The organism is Streptomyces sp. NBC_00249 (assembly GCF_026342355.1).
GTDB lineage: Bacteria > Actinomycetota > Actinomycetes > Streptomycetales > Streptomycetaceae > Streptomyces.
This window is the reverse complement of sequence record NZ_JAPEMV010000001.1, coordinates 1,962,706-1,979,685: the sequence shown is the minus strand read 5'-3', so window position 1 is coordinate 1,979,685 and position 16,980 is coordinate 1,962,706. Positions and strand designations below refer to the sequence as shown.

Genomic DNA, 16,980 nt, shown 5'->3' with positions numbered 1-16,980 from the left:
TTCCTCAACTGCCAAGGCCCTCTTGTGAGTTGCTCCCCCTCAACCAACAATGCGCATGACAACCGAAGGATCTTCGGTCGCATCGTCACCAGAGGGGAACCCCCACATGAAGAAGCCTCTCGCCGGTCTCCTGCTCTCCTTGCTCCTGACAGGAGCGGCGGCAGCGCCGGCCGTGGCCGCCACCCCCCAGGACGCGGACACGGCAACCGCCCGGGCCGCGGACCGGGCAACCGCCCAGGCTGCGGACCGGGCAACCGCCCAGGCCGCACCGGCCGTAGCGGTCACCTACGCGGGCACGGTCGCGCTCAGCAACTGTTCCGGCTCCGTCGTCCGCACGCCGAACTCCCAGCCGAACGACCCCGCGCTGGTCCTCTCCAACGGCCACTGCCTGGAGACCGGATTCCCGGCTGCCGGCGAGGTCCTCGTCAACCGGCCGTCCAGCCGCTCGTTCTCCCTGCTCAACGCCGCCGGCTCCAAGGTCGCGACGCTGCGCGCCAGCAAGATCGCGTACGGGACGATGACGGACACGGACGTCTCGCTCTACCAGCTGACCAAGACCTACGCGCAGATCCAGAGCCAGTACGCCATCGCCGCGCTCACCCTCAACGACGCCCGCCCGGTGCAGGGTTCGTCGATCAAGGTGGTGTCCGGGTACTGGAAGCGGACCTACAGCTGCAACGTCGACGGGTTCGCGTACCGCCTCAAGGAGGGGGCCTGGACCTGGAAGGACTCGGTCCGCTACACCTCGTCCTGCAACACCATCGGCGGCACCTCGGGCTCGCCGGTGATCGACACGACGACCGGCAAGGTCGTCGCGGTCAACAACACGGGCAACGAGGACGGGCAGCGCTGCACGGACAACAACCCGTGCGAGGTGGACGAGAGCGGCAACGTGACGGTCCGCCAGGGCATCAACTACGCGCAGGAGACGTACACCCTCGTCCCCTGCATCGGCCCCGGGAACCAGATCGACCTGAACCGCGCCGGCTGCGTCCTGCCGAAGCCGTAGAGCCCCGGGCTCACGTACGACTGCCCGCTGCCGCCCGGCCCCCGACGGGGCCGGGCGGCAGCGGGGGTCTCAGCACTCGCGCAGACCGGGGGCCGGGTCCTGGCCCGTGTTGACGTCCACGGCCGGGACGTTGCCCCAGGCGCCGTTGTCGAGCTGGGTCCAGTACCAGATGTCGTTCTGGCCCTGGTGCGGGTCGCCGTGGCCCCAGCACTGGAACCAGCTGTAGGTGGTGGTGAGGGTGCCGCGGGTCGCCGACCGGTAGGAGCGGTCCGCGTACCCCTTGGCGCCGGCCTTGTTGCCGCAGTGGAGCCGGCCGTCGGAGAGCACCCCGCAGGCGGCGGCCTGGGCGGTGGCGGTGGGTGCGGACAGTGCCAGCAGCGCGGTGGCGGCGAGAGCGCCCAGGGCTGCGGTCATACGTCGAGTATTCATGATCCACTCAACGGCCCGGGCCGCACCGGGGTCACGCCGGACGGGCCGCCGGATTGCCGGACCCCGGCAGCCGGGCAGGGGTGCGACCTTGCCGGAAACCGGTCTGCCGGGGAACCGGCCCTGCGTGGCTCAATGCTCCGGAAGGGGGTGCGGCGATGGACGCGCGGGCGGGGGAGACGGGGCCGGACCGGTCGTCCGGCCGGTCCGCGACGGGGTGGCCGTGGGCGGTGGCCTGGGCGCTGCTCGGACTGGCGCTGCTGACGCTCGCGGCGGCGCCCGCCCTGACCGTCCCCGGGCTGGTCGCCGAAGAGCGGGCCTACCTCGACGCCCGGCCGTGCGACAGCGGGGCGGCGCGGGCCGGGCCGCGCGACACCGCCGACTGCCTGCGCACGACCCGCGCGACCGTCCTCTCCGCCGAGCGCGTCAGGAGCGGCAAGGCGACGGTGCTGCGGGTACGGCTGGCGGCCCCCGCCCCCGCCCCGGCGGCCGCCCGGCGGATCGACCTCGACGCGCAGGGCCCACTGGCGGACCTCGTCGGGGCGGGGGACCGGCTGGAGGTCACCACCTGGCGCGACGTCCAGGTCTCCGTCAGCCGCGACGGGATCCGCGAGACGCTCCCCGGGCAGCCGGACGAGGGCGCCGCCATGTCCGCCGCGCTCGCCCTGGCCGTCGGCTGGCCGGCCGCTCTCGCCTTCGTCGCCGCGTACGGCAGCGCCCGGCGGGGCCGCCGCCGCGCGGCCGGGCTGCCCTGCCCGCCCCGGGTGCCCTTCGGCGCGGCGAAGCTGGTGGGTGTGGTGGTCGTGCCGCTCGCCGCGGGCTTCCTGGCGCAACGCCTCTGGGACGGCTGGACGGCTGTGGTGATGACGGTGGCCGTCTGGGCCCTCGTGGCGGTCCCGGCCACGATCGCCGCCCTGCGCTGGGACCGGGACCCGCCGCGCACGTCCCCGCGGCCGCGGGGAGAGCCGCCGCCCCCGCCGGAGGCCCGGTCGGGCTGACGGCCGCGGGGAGGGTCAGCGCGTACGGGGCTGGTTGAAGCGGAGCATGTTCCCCGACGGGTCGCGGAAGGCGCAGTCGCGGACCCCGTAGGGCTGGTCGACCGGCTCCTGGAGGACCTCGCCGCCCGCGTCCCGGATCCGCTCGAAGGCGGCGTCGACGTCGTCGGTGCTGAAGATGACCCCGCGCAGCATGCCCTTGGCCAGCAGTTCCGCCGCCGCCTGCCGGTCGGCCGCCGAGGCGTTGGGATCGGCGAGCGGCGGTTCGAGGACGATCTCCACGTCCGGCTGGGAGGGCGAGCCGACGGTCACCCAGCGCATCCCCTCGAAGCCGACGTCGTTGCGGACCTCCATGCCCAGGACGTCGCGGTAGAACGCGAGCGCCTTGTCGTGGTCGTCGACGGCGATGAAGCACTGCGAGAGCTTGATGTCCATGCCTTCGAGGCTAGGGCCTGTCGTCAAACTCGCGTCGTCGCCCGGAGGGCGGCCCCGCGGCGTCTGGTGCGTGCTCTCGGCGTGCCGGGCGGAAGTCCGCGTACTGGACGTACTTGGGCTTTCGCCCGGTGCGGCGAGAGCGCGTGCCAGGCGTCGCGGGGCAGACGGGAGTTTGACGACAGGCCCTAGGACGCCCCGGCGTGATCCGCTTCTTCGGTCCTGGCCTGCTTCCCGTTCTTGAGCGGCCGCGTGTGGATCTTGGCCACGCACGCCGGGATCGCGGCGCCCGCCTCGTGGCCGCGGGACCGGTAGGCGCTCGGGGTCTCGCCGACCAGCTCGGTGAAACGCGAGCTGAACGACCCGAGCGAGGTGCACCCGACCGCGAAGCAGACCTCCGTCACGCTCAGGTCGCCCCGCCGCAGCAGCGCCTTCGCCCGCTCGACGCGCCGGGTCATCAGGTACCCGTAGGGCGTCTCGCCGTAGGCGGCGCGGAAGCTGCGGGAGAAGTGCCCGGGGGACATGAGGGCGACCTTGGCCAGCGCCGTGACGTCCAGCGGCTCCGCGTAGTCGCGGTCCATCGCGTCCCGTGCACGGCGCAGCCTGACGAGGTCCTCGAGGGTCATGCCGACAGCATCCCACGGGTCCGCCGCAGACGGAGCGGGCTTGGACACGGCCTCTGCGACGGGCTCGGCGCAGGGTGGTGGAGGGGTGGGCGTGGCGCGCTTGACAGGGAAATCGAACATCCATTCTGATTGGTTATCCACAGCCGAACCGGGCGTGGGAGCGCATTGTCAGTGGCAGGCGTTAGCGTCAATGGCGTGAAGCGATCGACTCAAGCAAACCGGGTGGAACCCATGGCAGGCACCGACCGCGAGAAGGCTCTCGACGCCGCGCTCGCACAGATTGAACGGCAATTCGGCAAGGGTGCGGTCATGCGCCTCGGCGACAAGCCGAACGACCCCATCGAGGTCATCCCCACCGGGTCGACCGCGCTGGACATCGCCCTCGGCGTCGGCGGGCTGCCCCGCGGCCGCGTCATCGAGGTGTACGGCCCGGAGTCCTCCGGTAAGACGACCCTGACCCTGCACGCCGTGGCCAACGCGCAGAAGGCCGGCGGCACCGTCGCCTTCGTGGACGCCGAGCACGCGCTCGACCCCGAGTACGCCAAGGCCCTCGGCGTCGACACCGACAACCTCATCCTGTCCCAGCCGGACACCGGCGAGCAGGCGCTCGAGATCGTCGACATGCTGGTGCGCTCCGGCGCGCTCGACCTGATCGTCATCGACTCCGTCGCGGCGCTCGTGCCGCGCGCGGAGATCGAGGGTGAGATGGGCGACTCGCACGTGGGTCTCCAGGCCCGCCTGATGAGCCAGGCGCTCCGGAAGATCACGGGTGCGCTGAACCAGTCCAAGACCACCGCGATCTTCATCAACCAGCTCCGCGAGAAGATCGGTGTGATGTTCGGCTCGCCGGAGACCACCACCGGTGGCCGCGCGCTGAAGTTCTACGCCTCCGTGCGCCTGGACATCCGCCGCATCGAGACCCTCAAGGACGGCACGGACGCGGTCGGCAACCGCACCCGCGTCAAGGTCGTCAAGAACAAGGTCGCGCCGCCCTTCAAGCAGGCCGAGTTCGACATCCTCTACGGCCAGGGCATCAGCCGCGAGGGCGGTCTGATCGACATGGGCGTGGAGCACGGCTTCGTGCGCAAGGCCGGCGCCTGGTACACGTACGAGGGCGACCAGCTCGGCCAGGGCAAGGAGAACGCCCGCAACTTCCTGAAGGACAACCCCGACCTCGCCAACGAGATCGAGCGGAAGATCAAGGAGAAGCTGGGCGTGGGTGTCCGCAAGGACGCCGCCGCCACGGCCGAGGCCGCGGCCGCCGCTCCGGCCGATGCCGCAGCCGTGCCCGCCCCCGCGTCGAAGGCCAAGACGACGGCCAAGGCCGCCGTGGCCAAGAGCTGACCCGTGCGGGAGCAGGAAAGGGGCGGTGAGCGCGGCGGCCGGGAGGGCCGCCAGGAGCTGCCGCCCCAGAGTCCCGAGGAGCAGGCGCGGGCGATCTGCCTGCGCCTGCTCACCGGGATGCCGCGTACCCGGCGGCAGCTCGCGGACGCCCTCGCCAAGCGGGGCATCCCCGAGGAGGTGTCGCAGGAGGTCCTCTCCCGGTACGAGGAGGTGGGCCTGATCGACGACGCCGCCTTCGCCGGGGCCTGGGTCGAGTCCCGGCACCGTGGGCGGGGGCTGGCCCGCCGGGCCCTCGCGCAGGAGCTGCGGACCAAGGGGGTCCACACCACCCTCGTGCAGGAGGCCCTGGAACAGCTGGACTCCGAGCAGGAGGAGCAGACGGCCCGGGAGCTCGTGGAGCGCAAGCTCCGGGCCACCCGGGGCCTGGAGCGGGACAAGCGGATCCGCCGCCTCGCCGGGATGCTCGCCCGCAAGGGGTACCCGGAGGGCATGGCCCTGCGGGTGGTGCGGCGCGCCCTGGAGGCGGAGGGCGAGGACGCCGAGGACCTCGGCTTCGGATAGTCCGGGGGCCGGTCGGCGGCCGGGGGTGGGGTTAGCCCCCGGGCGGGGACGCCGGGGCGCTCCAATGTCAGGCGCCGGGCCCGGCGGCAGAGTTGTTCCCATGATGCTGCGTTACGCCCTTCAGACCGTCAGGGACCGCAAGGCCGGTTTCCTCGGAGCCTTCGTCGCACTCCTGTGCGCGGCGGCCCTGATCACCGCCTGCGGCACGCTCCTGGAAACCGGACTCCGCGGGAAGATCGCCACCGAGCGCTACGCGGCCACGCCGGTCGTCGTCTCCGCCGACCAGAACGTCCACGCGACGACGGTCAAGGAGAAGAAGGGCAAGACCAAGACGAAGCACAAGGCCAAGCCCGTCGCCGAGCGGGCCTGGCTCCCGGCCACGGCCGTGGACACCGTCAAGGCCGTCCCCGGCGCCGGACGGGTGGTGCCCGAACTCACCTTCCAGGCCGTGCCGATGGCCAAGGGGGCGGCCGGCGGCACACCCTCGTACGGGCACGCCTGGACCTCCGCCGTACTCACCCCCTTCGCGCTCGCCGAGGGCCGCGAGCCCCGCGGCGGCGACGAGGTGGTCATCGACAGCGCGCTGGCCGCCCGCAGCGGACTGGGCGCCGGAGCCCGGCTGGCCGTCCAGGCCACCGGCGAGCCGAAGACGTACACGGTGAGCGGCGTGGCCCACCCCGCGCACGGAGACCTCGCCCACCAGAACTCCCTCTTCTTCAGCGACGCCGAGGCCGCGCGGCTCGCCGCCCGCGCCGGGCAGGTCGCCGCCGTCGGGGTGCTGCCCGCGCCCGGAGCGGACCCCGCGCAGCTGGCCGGGCGGATCGCACAGGCCCTGAAGGACAGCGGGAGCACGGCTCAGGTCAGCACCGGGGACGCGCGCGGGCCGGTCGAGTTCCTCGACGCCGCCGGAGCCCGCATCAAACTGGTCTCCATGGGCGGCGCCATGGGCGGCACCTCGCTGCTCGTCGCGGTCCTCGTCGTCGTCGGCACCTTCGCCCTCTCCGTCCAGCAGCGCCACCGCGAACTGGCCCTGCTGCGCGCCATCGCCTGCACCCCGCGACAGCTGCGGCGGCTGATCGGCCGCGAGGCCCTGCTCGTCGGCCTGGCCGCCGGAGCCACCGGAGCCCTCGCCGGACTGCCGCTCGCCGCCTGGCTGCACGGCCGGTTCGTCGACTCCGGGATCGTCCCCGTCACCCTGGAGCGCACCGCCGGGATCTTCCCGATGTTCGCCGCCGTCGGCGCGAGCCTGCTCGGCGCCTGGGCCGCGGCGCGGATCACCGGGCGGCGCGTCGCCCGGATCCGCCCCGCCGAAGCACTGGCCGAAGCGGCCGTGGACCGCGGACGCCCCGCCTGGATCCGGACCGTCGCCGGACTGCTCCTGCTGGCCGGCGGGGCGGTGCTGGTCGTCGTACTCGGCTCCCTGCGCACCGAACCGGCGTCCACCCCGGTGACCTTCCTCGCCGTGGTGGTCCTGGCCGGCGCGGTCTCCCTGCTCGGCCCGCTGCTGGTGCGGGCGGCCGCCGCACTGCTCGCCGGCCCGCTGAAGCTGACCGGCGCCGGCGGCCACCTGGCCACCGCGAACCTGCGCGGCAACGCCACCCGGATGGCCTCCGCCGTCACCCCGCTCGCCCTGCTCATCGGCATGACCTGCACCGTGCTGTTCGTCACCCCGACCCTCGGCGACGCCGCCCGGACCCAGGCCCGCGAAGGGATCCGGGCCCCGTGGGTGCTCGCCGCCCAGGGCCCCGGGGTGAGCGCGGAGGCCGCCGACCGGATCCGCCGCACCCCCGGGGTCACGGCCGCCACCGAGATCGTGCACACCTCGGTACGGGCCGGCCTGACCAAGTACGCCGCGCAGGGCGTGACCCCGGCCGGACTGACCCGGACCTGGGACCCCCGGGTGACCGGCGGCACCCTGGACGGCTTCGGCGAGGGCAGCGCCGCGGTCAGCGAACTGGCCGCCGACCAGCTGGGACTGAAGCCGGGCAGCCCGCTGAAGCTGACGCTGGGCGACGGGACGCCGGTGACGCTGACCGTGTCCGCCGTGTACGCGCGGGGGCTGGGCTTCGGGGACCTGACGCTGCCCCACGGGCTGCTCGCGGCGCACATGGACAACCCCCTCGCCCGCAGCGTGCTCGTGGCGGCGGAGCCGGGCACCGGGCGCGAGCAGCTGACCGCCGCGGTGCGGGGGTTCCCGGGGGTGGCGGTGCTGTCCGCGGCCGACGCCGACGAGGCGCGGGCCGAACGGCAGGCGGCCGGAGCCGAGATCAACCTCCTCGCCATGGGCCTGGTCCTCGCCTTCACCGCCATCGCGGTGGTCAACACCCTGGCGATGTCCACCGCCGAGCGGATCCGGGAGTTCGCGATGCTGCGCCTCGCCGGGGCGAAGCGGCGGCAGGTGCTGCGGATGATCCGCACGGAGACCCTCGCGGTCCTGCTGATCGGGACGGTGCTGGGCTCGGGGATCTCGCTGGCCGTACTGACCGCGTTCAGCGTGGGCATGACCGGCTCGGCGGCGCCGGCGGTGCTGCCGCTGGTGTACGCGGTGGTGGTCGGCGTGGCCGGACTGCTGGCCCTGGCCGCGACGGGCCTGCCGGGCCGGATCGCCCTGCGGGTCCGCCCGGTGGACGTGGCTACGTCCAAGGCGTAGGCCGTCTCTTTCGGATCTTGCCGGTTGAGCCCGCGTCGTCCGGTGCCGTGCCTCGGCGTGCTGCCGGGGCTCCCGCGTACTGGACGTACTCGGGTGCCGCGGCAGTGCGGCGAGGTGCGGTGCCGGGCGGCGCGGGTCAGGCAAGATCCGAAAGAGACGGCCTGGCCCCCGACGGGGGGTGATCCGGGGCGGCGCCCCGGCCCGCAGGGGCCGGGGCGCCGCCCCGTTCCGCGCGAGCGGTGCGTCAGGAAGGAGCCACCGGGAGGCCCGCCGACTTCCAGGCCTGGAAGCCGCCCGTGAGGTCGGTCGCGCGGTGCAGGCCCAGCGCGTGGAGGGAGGCCGCCGCCAGGCTGGAGGCGTAGCCCTCGTTGCAGATCACCACCACCCGCAGGTCGTGGCCGGTGGCCTCGGGCAGGCGGTGGGAGCCCTGCGGATCGAGGCGCCACTCCAGCTCGTTGCGCTCGACGACCACCGCGCCCGGGATCAGCCCGTCCCGCTCGCGCAGCGCCTGGTAGCGGATGTCCACCAGCAGGGCCCCGGCCAGCGAGGCCTCGTACGCGGCCTGCGGCTCGACGCGGGCGTAGCCCGAACGGATCTTCTCCAGCAGCGCGTCGATGCCGACGGGCGCGCTCACTGCCAGTCCGCCGGGCGCTCGACGTGCTCCAGCCGCAGCACCGGACCGCTGCGGCTGTACCGGCGGATCAGCGGCAGCGGCGGGTAGTAGGCGTGGACGGAGACGGCGTGTTCGGTGGTGGACTCGTTCAGCACCTCGTGCACGTGGTGCTCGCCGAAGGCCCGCCCGGTGCCCGCGCCCAGGGCGCGCGTACGGTCCACGTCGGCGGAGAGTTCCAGCGACTGCCAGCCCTCGGAGGGCAGGCGTACGGCCAGGGAGTGTTCGGTGAGCCGGCCCCGCGCGGTGGCGAACGCGCCCCGCGACTCGGCGTGGTCGTGCCAGCCGGTGCCGGTGCCCGGAGGCCAGCCGATCAGCCAGGCCTCACTGCCGCCGGGACCGTCGAGCCGGATCCAGGTCCGGCCCTCGGGGTCGAGCGGCAGCGAGGCCACGGTCTCGGGGTCGGCGGCGGTGCGCAGGGCGAAGGAGAGCAGCTCGGCAGCGGTCGGGGCCGCGGAGCGGGCAGGGGCGTGCGTCGGTGAGGGCGCAGACATGGGATGACCGTCCTGGGGAGTTCGCGAAGGTGCGCGCGGGCCCGGAAGGGCGCGGGGCGCGCGGAGAAGGGCGAATCAGCAGGAAGGGCGACACACGCAGCCCGCGTAGCGGAGCAGGTCCATATGGACCCTCCGCCACAGGCGTACGTCGTTGCCGGTCATGTCCGCGAGTGAACCACGAGTCCCCTGGAGCGTCAATCGATCACCGGTGCGGGCGCCGGTGGAGTGTCCGCCCGCGCCACGGCCGGGGTGTCGGCCGGCGCGCCCGCGCGGACGGCGTCCGCCGCCTCGTACAGCTCCGCCGGACGCACCCCCGCGAAGGTGGCCGCCAGGTGCCCGTCGGGCCGTACGAGGAGCACCGTGTGGGCCGGGGCCCCCGGGTAGTCGTCGGCGACGAGCAGTTCGGCCCGCACCGGCAGCGCGCTCACCGCCGCCGCGAGCCGGGGCATCAGGCCGGCGCCGAGCCAGTGCCGCCGGTCCCAGACCCCGGTGCCGGGGGCGACCAGCAGCACCAGTAGCCGGCCGCGGCCCAGCAGGTCGCGCAGCGGGACGGTGGTCCCGTCGGGCGCGGTCACGGGGACGTTCGCCACGGGCCCGCCCGGCTCCGTCGCCGTCGGGACCTCCCGTACGGCCACCGGCGGGGCGTACACCGGCTCGGCGCCCAGCGGGCCCCGCCCCAGGTGGCCGTCGGTGAGCAGGGCCTCGGCGGAGCGCGCCGCGCCGGGCAGCAGGGTGCGCAGGCCGCCCCCGCCGCGCAGTGCGGGCATGGCCTGGTCGGCGGCGCGCAGCCGGGCGGCGACGGCGGTGCGCCGCTCGGCCTCGTAGCTGTCGAGGAGGGCTTCGGAGGCGCCCTGCTTCCAGTCCAGGGCGAGCTTCCAGGCGAGGTTCTCGGCGTCGCGCATCCCCTCCTCGACCCCCTGGGTGCCGAGCGCGCCGAGCAGGTGGGCGGCGTCCCCGGCGAGGAAGGCGCGGCCGTCGCGCCAGCGCCGGGCGAGGCGGTGGTGGAGGGTGTGCACCCCGGTGTCGATGAGTTCGTACGGCGGGGTCGCGCCCCCGCACCAGCCGGCGAGGGTGTCGCGGATGAGGGTCACCAGCGCGTCGGGGGTGACGAGTTCCCCGCGCGCGGGGAGCAGCCAGTCCAGGCGCCACACCCCGTCGGGCAGCGGCCGGGCGGTGACCTCCTCGGGCCCCGAGGGCGGGTTGCGGTGCAGCAGGGCTTCGCCGGGCCAGGGGAGTTCGGCGCGCAGCGCGGCCACGGCGTGGCGTTCGACGGCGGTGCGGCCGGGGAAGGGGATGCCGAGGAGCTTGCGCACGGTGGAGCGGGCCCCGTCGCAGCCGACGAGGTGGCTCCCGCGCCACCAGGTGGTCGCCGAGCCCCGGGTGCGGGCGGTGACCCCGGTGCCGTCCTGCTCCAAGGCGTGCAGCTTGCAGTCGGTGACCAGCTGGACGAGGGGGTGCGTGACGGCGGCGTCGCGCAGTCCGCGCGTGAGGGCGTGCTGGGGGAGGTGCAGGGGGGCGGGGCGGTCCTCGAAGGTGATCCTGCCGGACTCCTGGCGGCGCCGCATGGTGCGCCAGGCGGCGAAGTGCGCTCCCTCGTCGCCCAGGGTCGTACAGCCCAGCCGGTGCGCCATGGCGGCGGTGTCGGAGTGCAGGACGACGGAACGGGCGGGCCGGGGTTCCTCCTTGCCGGGCCCTTCGTCGAGGAGGACCGAGGGCACGCCGTGGCCGGCCAGGGCGAGGGACAGGGACAGCCCGACGGGCCCCGCGCCGACGACGATCACCGGGTCCATGGCGCGGCTCCCGATGTCCGGTATGTGATCACAGAACGTATGCAACCCACTGGAGGTGCCTGCGTCAAGTGACACCGGTCGGCGGACGCGGTGCGGCGGGACGCCGTGTGGTGCGGCGGAAGAGTTCCGCCGCACCACAGGTGTCACGCCAGTGTACTGACCAGGTGTCAGGGGGCTTCGCCGACACCGGCGGCGCCGCCCGCGTCGACTTCGGCCACGTCACCGGCGACGACCGCGCCGGTGCCCTTCTTGGACTTCCGCAGCCGGGCCTCCAGCCAGGAGGCGAAGGTGGTGAGGGTGAAGTTCACCGCGATGTAGATCAGCGCGATCACGACGAGGGTCGCGATGGTGTTGCTGTAGTTCGCCGAGATCAGCCGGTTCATCGACAGCAGTTCGGCGAGGCCGAGCAGGGCGCCGCCGAGCGCGGTGTCCTTGAGGATCACCACGAGCTGGCTGACCAGGGCCGGCAGCATCGCCGTGACGGCCTGCGGGATCAGCACGTAGAACATGGTCTGGCCCTTGCGCATGCCGATCGCCTTGGCCGCGTCGGTCTGACCGCGGGGCAGGGACAGTACACCCGCCCGGACGATCTCGGCGATGACGGCCGCGTTGTAGAGGACCAGGCCCGTGACCACGGCGTAGAGCGGCCGGACGTCCGAGGAGACGTCGGTGAACTGCCTGTACAGCTGGTTGCCGAACAGCATCAGCATCAGCACCGGGATGGCGCGGAAGAACTCCACGAACGCGCCGACCGGCCCCCGCACCCAGGCGTGGTCGGACAGTCGGCCGATGCCCAGCAGGGCGCCCAGCGGGAGGGCGATCACCATGGCGATCACGCCGGCCTTGAGGGTCTCCAGCAGGCCTGGGATCAGGAACGTGGTCCAGATCTGGCTGTCGGTGATGAACGGGGTCCACTTGTTGGCGTCGAGCTGGTTCTTCTCGGCCATGAGGGACAGCACCCACCACAGGGCGAGCCCGAACAGCACGACGAAGATCCCGCTGTAGATCCAGTTGCGCGCCTTGGCCTTGGGGCCAGGGGCGTCGTACAGCACGGAGGTCATCGCTTCACCGCCACTCGCTTGGCCACCCAGCCCAGCAGCAGCCCGGTGGGCAGGGTCAGCAGACAGAAACCGAGGGCGAAGATCCCGAAGACGGCGAAGAGCGCGTCCGCTTCGTTCTCGATCATTTCCTTCATCAGCAGGGCCGCCTCGGCCACGCCGATGGCCGCCGCCACCGTGGTGTTCTTGGTGAGCGCGATCAGGACGTTCGTGAGCGGCGCGATGACCGCCCGGAAGGACTGGGGGAGCACGATCAGGGTGAGTACCTGGAAGAAGCTGAGCCCCAGCGCGCGGGCCGCCTCGGCCTGGCCGACGGGCACGGTGTTGATACCGGAGCGCAGAGCCTCGCAGACGAAGGTTCCGGTGTAGGCGATCAGTCCGAGGACCGCGAGTCGGAAGCCGGCCTCCTTGGACGTGTCACCGCCCAGGCTGATGTTGAGGGTCTGGTAGAGGCCCAGCGAGCAGCCGAGGATCAGCACGGTCAGCGGGATGTTGCGTACCAGGTTGACGTACGCGGTACCGAAGCCCCGCAGCAGCGGGACCGGGCTGACCCGCATCCCGGTCAGGACGGTGCCCCAGACCAGGGACCCCACCGCGGAGTAGAGGGTGAGCTGAACCGTCACCCAGAAGGCTCCGAGCAGGTCGTACTGCCCGGCATCAAGAAAATCGAACACGTTGCCCTGCGCTCTCCCCAGGATGGCCGGTGAGGCGCGCCGCCGCCCACGCCGGGCGGTCGGCGACGCTCCTCACCGGGAAATCAGCTGCCTTCGGTGATCTGCGGGGCAGGCTCGTTCTTGTAGTCGGCCGGGCCGAGGTTCTTCTTCACGGCCGCTTCCCACGAACCGTCCGAGACCATCTTCCTGAGCGCGGCGTTGATCTTGGTCTGGAGCTCCTTGTCGCCCTTCTTCAGACCGATGCCGTAGTTCTCGTTGCTCATGTTCAGGCCGACGAGCTTGAACTTGCCCTTGTTCTTCTCCTGCGCCGCGTAGCCCGCCAGGATCGAGTTGTCCGTGGTCAGGGCGTCGACAGCCTTGTTCTCCAGGCCGGTGAGGCAGTCGGAGTAGCCCGGGTACTCCTGGAGGTCGGCCTCGGGGGCCAGGTCCTTCTTGATGTTCTGCGCGGAGGTCGAGCCGGTGACCGAGCAGAGCTTCTTCTTGTTGAGGTCCTCGACCTTGGTGATGCTGGAGTCGTCCGCGCGGACCAGCAGGTCCTGGTGGGCCAGGAAGTACGGGCCGGCGAAGTCGACCTTCGCCTTGCGCTTGTCGTTGATCGAGTACGTCGCGACGATGAACTTCACGTCGCCGTTCGAGATCAGGTTCTCGCGCTCGGCGCTGACCGCCTGCTTGAACTCGATCTGGTCCGGCTGGTAGCCGAGCTCCTTGGCCACGTAGGTGGCGACGTCGACGTCGAAGCCGGTGAACTTGCCGTCGGGGGTCTTCAGGCCCAGACCCGGCTGGTCGAACTTGATGCCGATGACGACCTTGTCCTTGGCGCCGCCGGACGGGCCGCCGTCGCTGGAGCCCGTGCTCGTGTCGCTGCCGCCGCCACAGGCGGTCGCGGTCATGGCGAGGACGACGGCGGCGGCCACGGCCGCACCGGCCTTGAAAAGCTTCATGGTGAACTTCCCTCGGGTGAGACGTTGTTGAACGACGAGCGGGGCACGTCGCGCGCGACGGCGTGCTCTGTCGACCGGATCACTACCAGACGAGAGCCTCAGTGGTGCAGGATCTTCGACAGGAAGTCCTTGGCGCGGTCGCTGCGCGGATTGCTGAAGAACTGCTCCGGCGTGGCCTGTTCGACGATCTTTCCGTCCGCCATGAAGACGACCCGGTTGGCCGCAGAGCGGGCGAAGCCCATCTCGTGCGTGACCACGACCATGGTCATGCCCTCGGCCGCGAGCTGCTGCATGACCTCCAGCACCTCGTTGATCATCTCCGGGTCCAGCGCCGAGGTGGGCTCGTCGAAGAGCATCACCTTCGGGTCCATCGCCAGCGCCCGGGCGATCGCCACGCGCTGCTGCTGGCCGCCGGACAGCTGCGCCGGGTACTTGTCGGCCTGCGAGCCCACACCCACCCGGTCCAGCAGCGACTTCGCCTTCTCCAGAGCGCTCGCCTGGTCCGTCTTGCGGACCTTGAGCTGCCCCAGCATCACGTTCTGCAGCACCGTCTTGTGCGCGAACAGATTGAACGACTGGAAGACCATCCCCACGTCGGCACGCAGCCGGGCGAGTTCCTTGCCCTCGGCCGGCAGCGGCTTCCCGTCGAGGGTGATGGTCCCCGAGTCGATCGTCTCCAGCCGGTTGATCGTCCGGCACAGCGTGGACTTGCCCGATCCCGAAGGACCGATCACCACGACGACCTCACCGCGGGCAATGCTCAGATCGATGTCCTGAAGCACGTGCAGCGCGCCGAAGTGCTTGTTGACGTTGCTCAGTACGACCAGGCCGTCCGCGGCACCGGCCGCGTCCTGCACGTCCTTGGTCACTGATACTCCGCTCATCGGCTTCTTGCTCCGTCCTCCGTCGGTTGGGAGGACAGTAGTGACGAGGCGCGCACACCGTCATCACATCTGAGGGAGAATTGAGCATAACGATCCGGCCTCGCCCGGATACGCTCCGTACCCGCTGTCCGCTGGTGCACGATGTACGCGTACCGGGTGCATAACGGAAGACTCGCCGGGCCGGAACCCCCTTGACGTGGCACTCTCCATGGGCGTGGATGCATGGTGACCCGTGGTGGGTCATGCTTCCGTACCGGACGCCGCGAACAGGAAAGGGGGACGCCGTGAGGCTGCTGCTCGTCGAGGACGATGACCACGTCGCCGCCGCGCTGTCCGCGATCCTCGCCCGGCACGGATTCCGGGTCACCCACGCCCGCAACGGCGAGGAGGCCCTCCAGGCGCTGCTGACGGCCGGCGCACCGGCCAACGCCTCTCCCTACGGGGTGATCCTCCTCGATCTCGGCCTGCCCGACCAGGACGGCTACGAGGTCTGCGGCAAGATCCGCAAGCGCACCGCCACGCCCGTCATCATGGTGACGGCGCGCGCCGACGTCCGCTCGCGCATCCACGGCCTGAACATGGGCGCCGACGACTACGTGGTCAAGCCCTACGACACCGGCGAACTCCTCGCCCGCATCCACGCAGTGGCCCGGCGCACCGGAGCCTCCGAGGAAGCCGCCGCCACCGGCACCGGATCCCCGGCCCTGGTCCGGCTCGGCCCCGTCAGCATCGAACTGCCCACCCGCCGCGTCAGCGTGAACGGCGCCGACGTCCCGCTCACCCGCAAGGAGTTCGACCTGCTGGCCCTGCTCGCGCAGCGCCCCGGCGTCGTCTTCCGCCGCGAGCAGATCATCAGCGAGGTGTGGCGCACCAGCTGGGAAGGCACCGGCCGCACCCTGGAGGTCCACGTGGCCTCGCTGCGGTCCAAGCTGGGCATGCCCGCCCTCATCGAGACCGTCCGCGGGGTGGGCTACCGGCTCGTCACCCCGGCCGCGCCCTAGCGGGCACCCGCCGTGCGCGCCCGCCTGCTCCCCCTCCTCGTCGTCCTGATGGCGGGGGTCCTCCTCGCGCTCGGCTTCCCGCTCGCCGCCAGCCTCGCCGCCGCCCAGCAGCAGCGGGTCGTGGTCGACCGGATCGACGACAGCGCCCGCTTCGCCGCCCTCGCCCAGTTCGTCATCGACGCCGAGGGCTCCGGCTCCACCGGCGCCGACGAACGCCGCTCGACCCTCCAGCTCGAACTCGCCCGCTACCAGGGCCTGTACGGGATCCGCGTCGGCGTCTTCTACCGCGACGACAACGCCATGGCCCGGGCCCCCGGCTGGTGGGAACTCCCGGAGTCGACCGAGGCCCGCAAGGCCTTCGAGGAGGCCCTCGCCGGCCGCCGCAGCCACGACCCCGGCCAGGTGTGGCCCTGGCAGACCAACGGCAAGCTCCTCGTCGTCTCCCCGGTCGTCCTCGACGGCGACGTCGTCGCCGTCGTCGCGACCGAATCGCCCACCGAGCAGATGCGCTCCAGGATCCTGCGCGGCTGGGCGGTCATCGCCGCCGGGCTGGCCGCCGCCATGCTGGCCGCCTTCGGCGCCGCCCTGCGCCTCACGAGCTGGGTGCTCAAGCCCGTACAGACCCTCGACGCCGCCGCCCACGGCATCGCCACCGGACGGATGAACTCCCGCGTCGCGGCCGGCGGCGGGCCCCCGGAACTCCAACGCCTGGCCCGCTCGTTCAACGAGATGGCCGACAACGTCGAAGAGGTACTGGAGCAGCAGCGGGCGTTCGTCGCGGACGCCTCCCACCAGCTGCGCAACCCGCTCGCCGCGCTGCTCCTGCGCATCGAGCTCCTCGCCCTCGAACTCCCCGAGGGCAACGAGGAGATCGCCTCCGTGCGCACCGAGGGCAAACGCCTCGCCCAGGTCCTCGACGACCTGCTGGACCTGGCGCTGGCCGAGCACGCCTCCGCCGAGATCAGCCTCACCGACATCGGAGCGCTGGCCGCCGAGCGGGTGGCCGCCTGGCGGCCGTACGCCGAGGAGAAGGGCGTACGGCTCACCGGGACGGGCCGGGCCGCCGTCACCGGCTGGGCGGACCCCATCGCCCTGTCCAGCGCCCTGGACGCCGTCATCGACAACGCCCTGAAGTTCACCCCTGCGGGTGAGGAGGTCGAGGTCTCGGTGTCGGCGGCCGGGCGCAGCGCGCTCGTCGTCATCGCCGACCGGGGCCCCGGCCTGACCGACGAGGAACTCCTGCGCGTCGGCGACCGTTTCTGGCGCAGCGGACGCCACCAGAACATCAAGGGCTCCGGGCTCGGCCTGTCCATCTCCCGCGCCCTGCTCACCGCGGGCGGCGGCTCCCTGTCCTACGAGGCGAACCCGCCGCACGGGCTGCGCGTGACGGTGGCCGTCCCGCGCACCGACCCGCACACGCCGTAG

At 72.5% G+C, this 16,980-nt stretch carries 18 protein-coding genes; 7 read left to right on the top strand and 11 right to left on the bottom strand.

Annotated elements, in window-relative coordinates; translation table 11 throughout:
- The first annotated feature begins 106 nt into the window (after positions 1 to 106).
- Complete coding sequence (locus OOK31_RS08695) at positions 107 to 1,009, top strand: serine protease (protein ID WP_267011762.1); 903 nt, start codon at positions 107 to 109, stop codon at positions 1,007 to 1,009.
- A 69-nt stretch (positions 1,010 to 1,078) separates the two neighbouring features.
- Here OOK31_RS08695 and OOK31_RS08690 read toward each other — a convergent pair whose 3' ends face one another.
- Complete coding sequence (locus OOK31_RS08690; RefSeq protein ID WP_267011761.1) at positions 1,079 to 1,423, bottom strand: hypothetical protein; 345 nt, start codon at positions 1,421 to 1,423, stop codon at positions 1,079 to 1,081.
- Between the two features lie 170 nt (positions 1,424 to 1,593).
- Between OOK31_RS08690 and OOK31_RS08685 the strand changes: the two genes are divergently transcribed.
- Positions 1,594 to 2,433, top strand: coding sequence for a hypothetical protein (locus OOK31_RS08685; RefSeq protein WP_267011760.1), 840 nt, complete (start codon positions 1,594 to 1,596; stop codon positions 2,431 to 2,433).
- A gap of 15 nt (positions 2,434 to 2,448) precedes the next feature.
- Here OOK31_RS08685 and OOK31_RS08680 read toward each other — a convergent pair whose 3' ends face one another.
- Together OOK31_RS08680 and OOK31_RS08675 are read right to left on the bottom strand one after the other, a co-directional pair.
- Entirely contained in the window at positions 2,449 to 2,865 is a 417-nt protein-coding gene (locus OOK31_RS08680) for a VOC family protein (RefSeq protein ID WP_267011759.1), read from the bottom strand.
- Positions 2,866 to 3,050: 185 nt separating this feature from the next.
- Positions 3,051 to 3,488, bottom strand: a complete 438-nt coding sequence (locus OOK31_RS08675) for a helix-turn-helix transcriptional regulator (RefSeq protein WP_267011758.1) — start codon at positions 3,486 to 3,488, stop codon at positions 3,051 to 3,053.
- 231 nt (positions 3,489 to 3,719) lie between these two features.
- Here OOK31_RS08675 and recA point away from each other — a divergent pair, with 231 nt between their 5' ends.
- From recA to OOK31_RS08660, 3 genes are all read left to right on the top strand, one after another.
- Positions 3,720 to 4,832 (top strand): recombinase RecA, encoded by a 1,113-nt coding sequence (gene recA, locus OOK31_RS08670; protein ID WP_267011757.1) that lies wholly within the window; start codon positions 3,720 to 3,722, stop codon positions 4,830 to 4,832.
- A 3-nt stretch (positions 4,833 to 4,835) separates the two neighbouring features.
- Complete coding sequence (gene recX / locus OOK31_RS08665) at positions 4,836 to 5,393, top strand: recombination regulator RecX (protein WP_267011756.1); 558 nt, start codon at positions 4,836 to 4,838, stop codon at positions 5,391 to 5,393.
- 100 nt (positions 5,394 to 5,493) lie between these two features.
- Positions 5,494 to 8,043, top strand: a complete 2,550-nt coding sequence (locus tag OOK31_RS08660) for an ABC transporter permease (RefSeq protein ID WP_267011755.1) — start codon at positions 5,494 to 5,496, stop codon at positions 8,041 to 8,043.
- A gap of 244 nt (positions 8,044 to 8,287) precedes the next feature.
- On the opposite strand, the gene OOK31_RS08655 is transcribed toward OOK31_RS08660, so the two are convergent.
- The 8 genes from OOK31_RS08655 to OOK31_RS08625 all read right to left on the bottom strand — a co-directional run bounded on the left by OOK31_RS08655 (position 8,288) and on the right by OOK31_RS08625 (position 14,554).
- Positions 8,288 to 8,677: a rhodanese-like domain-containing protein gene (locus tag OOK31_RS08655; RefSeq protein ID WP_267011754.1), complete on the bottom strand. Its 390-nt coding sequence runs from the start codon at positions 8,675 to 8,677 to the stop codon at positions 8,288 to 8,290.
- Complete coding sequence (locus OOK31_RS08650; protein WP_267011753.1) at positions 8,674 to 9,207, bottom strand: cysteine dioxygenase; 534 nt, start codon at positions 9,205 to 9,207, stop codon at positions 8,674 to 8,676. The genes OOK31_RS08655 and OOK31_RS08650 overlap by 4 nt, the downstream gene beginning before the upstream one ends.
- 75 nt (positions 9,208 to 9,282) lie before the next feature.
- Entirely contained in the window at positions 9,283 to 9,369 is an 87-nt protein-coding gene (locus tag OOK31_RS39355; RefSeq protein WP_311318651.1) for a putative leader peptide, read from the bottom strand.
- 32 nt (positions 9,370 to 9,401) lie between these two features.
- Positions 9,402 to 10,997, bottom strand: a complete 1,596-nt coding sequence (locus OOK31_RS08645) for an FAD-dependent monooxygenase (RefSeq protein WP_267011752.1) — start codon at positions 10,995 to 10,997, stop codon at positions 9,402 to 9,404.
- 167 nt (positions 10,998 to 11,164) lie between these two features.
- On the bottom strand, positions 11,165 to 12,058 hold the full coding sequence (locus OOK31_RS08640) for an amino acid ABC transporter permease (protein ID WP_267011751.1): 894 nt from the start codon (positions 12,056 to 12,058) through the stop codon (positions 11,165 to 11,167).
- Positions 12,055 to 12,729 (bottom strand): amino acid ABC transporter permease, encoded by a 675-nt coding sequence (locus tag OOK31_RS08635; RefSeq protein WP_267011750.1) that lies wholly within the window; start codon positions 12,727 to 12,729, stop codon positions 12,055 to 12,057. The genes OOK31_RS08640 and OOK31_RS08635 overlap by 4 nt, the downstream gene beginning before the upstream one ends.
- Before the next feature lie 83 nt (positions 12,730 to 12,812).
- On the bottom strand, positions 12,813 to 13,670 hold the full coding sequence (locus OOK31_RS08630; RefSeq protein WP_267011749.1) for a glutamate ABC transporter substrate-binding protein: 858 nt from the start codon (positions 13,668 to 13,670) through the stop codon (positions 12,813 to 12,815).
- 98 nt (positions 13,671 to 13,768) lie between these two features.
- Positions 13,769 to 14,554: an amino acid ABC transporter ATP-binding protein gene (locus OOK31_RS08625; protein WP_323188190.1), complete on the bottom strand. Its 786-nt coding sequence runs from the start codon at positions 14,552 to 14,554 to the stop codon at positions 13,769 to 13,771.
- A gap of 284 nt (positions 14,555 to 14,838) precedes the next feature.
- Here OOK31_RS08625 and OOK31_RS08620 point away from each other — a divergent pair, with 284 nt between their 5' ends.
- Positions 14,839 to 15,555 (top strand): response regulator transcription factor, encoded by a 717-nt coding sequence (locus OOK31_RS08620; RefSeq protein WP_267011748.1) that lies wholly within the window; start codon positions 14,839 to 14,841, stop codon positions 15,553 to 15,555.
- Positions 15,556 to 15,567: 12 nt separating this feature from the next.
- Positions 15,568 to 16,980 carry a HAMP domain-containing sensor histidine kinase gene (locus OOK31_RS08615; protein WP_267011747.1) on the top strand — a complete coding sequence of 471 codons (1,413 nt, stop codon included), beginning with the start codon at positions 15,568 to 15,570 and terminating at the stop codon, positions 16,978 to 16,980.

Bases quoted from the DNA above. Each gene is read 5' to 3' on its own strand.
- OOK31_RS08695 (WP_267011762.1), top strand. From the start codon at position 107: ATGAAGAAGCCTCTCGCCGGTCTCCTGCTCTCCTTGCTCCTGACAGGA.
- OOK31_RS08690 (WP_267011761.1), bottom strand. From the start codon at position 1,423: ATGACCGCAGCCCTGGGCGCTCTCGCCGCCACCGCGCTGCTGGCACTG.
- OOK31_RS08685 (WP_267011760.1), top strand. From the start codon at position 1,594: ATGGACGCGCGGGCGGGGGAGACGGGGCCGGACCGGTCGTCCGGCCGG.
- OOK31_RS08680 (WP_267011759.1), bottom strand. From the start codon at position 2,865: ATGGACATCAAGCTCTCGCAGTGCTTCATCGCCGTCGACGACCACGAC.
- OOK31_RS08675 (WP_267011758.1), bottom strand. From the start codon at position 3,488: ATGACCCTCGAGGACCTCGTCAGGCTGCGCCGTGCACGGGACGCGATG.
- recA (WP_267011757.1), top strand. From the start codon at position 3,720: ATGGCAGGCACCGACCGCGAGAAGGCTCTCGACGCCGCGCTCGCACAG.
- OOK31_RS08660 (WP_267011755.1), top strand. From the start codon at position 5,494: ATGATGCTGCGTTACGCCCTTCAGACCGTCAGGGACCGCAAGGCCGGT.
- OOK31_RS08650 (WP_267011753.1), bottom strand. From the start codon at position 9,207: ATGTCTGCGCCCTCACCGACGCACGCCCCTGCCCGCTCCGCGGCCCCG.
- OOK31_RS39355 (WP_311318651.1), bottom strand. From the start codon at position 9,369: ATGACCGGCAACGACGTACGCCTGTGGCGGAGGGTCCATATGGACCTG.
- OOK31_RS08645 (WP_267011752.1), bottom strand. From the start codon at position 10,997: ATGGACCCGGTGATCGTCGTCGGCGCGGGGCCCGTCGGGCTGTCCCTG.
- OOK31_RS08640 (WP_267011751.1), bottom strand. From the start codon at position 12,058: ATGACCTCCGTGCTGTACGACGCCCCTGGCCCCAAGGCCAAGGCGCGC.
- OOK31_RS08630 (WP_267011749.1), bottom strand. From the start codon at position 13,670: ATGAAGCTTTTCAAGGCCGGTGCGGCCGTGGCCGCCGCCGTCGTCCTC.
- OOK31_RS08625 (WP_323188190.1), bottom strand. From the start codon at position 14,554: ATGAGCGGAGTATCAGTGACCAAGGACGTGCAGGACGCGGCCGGTGCC.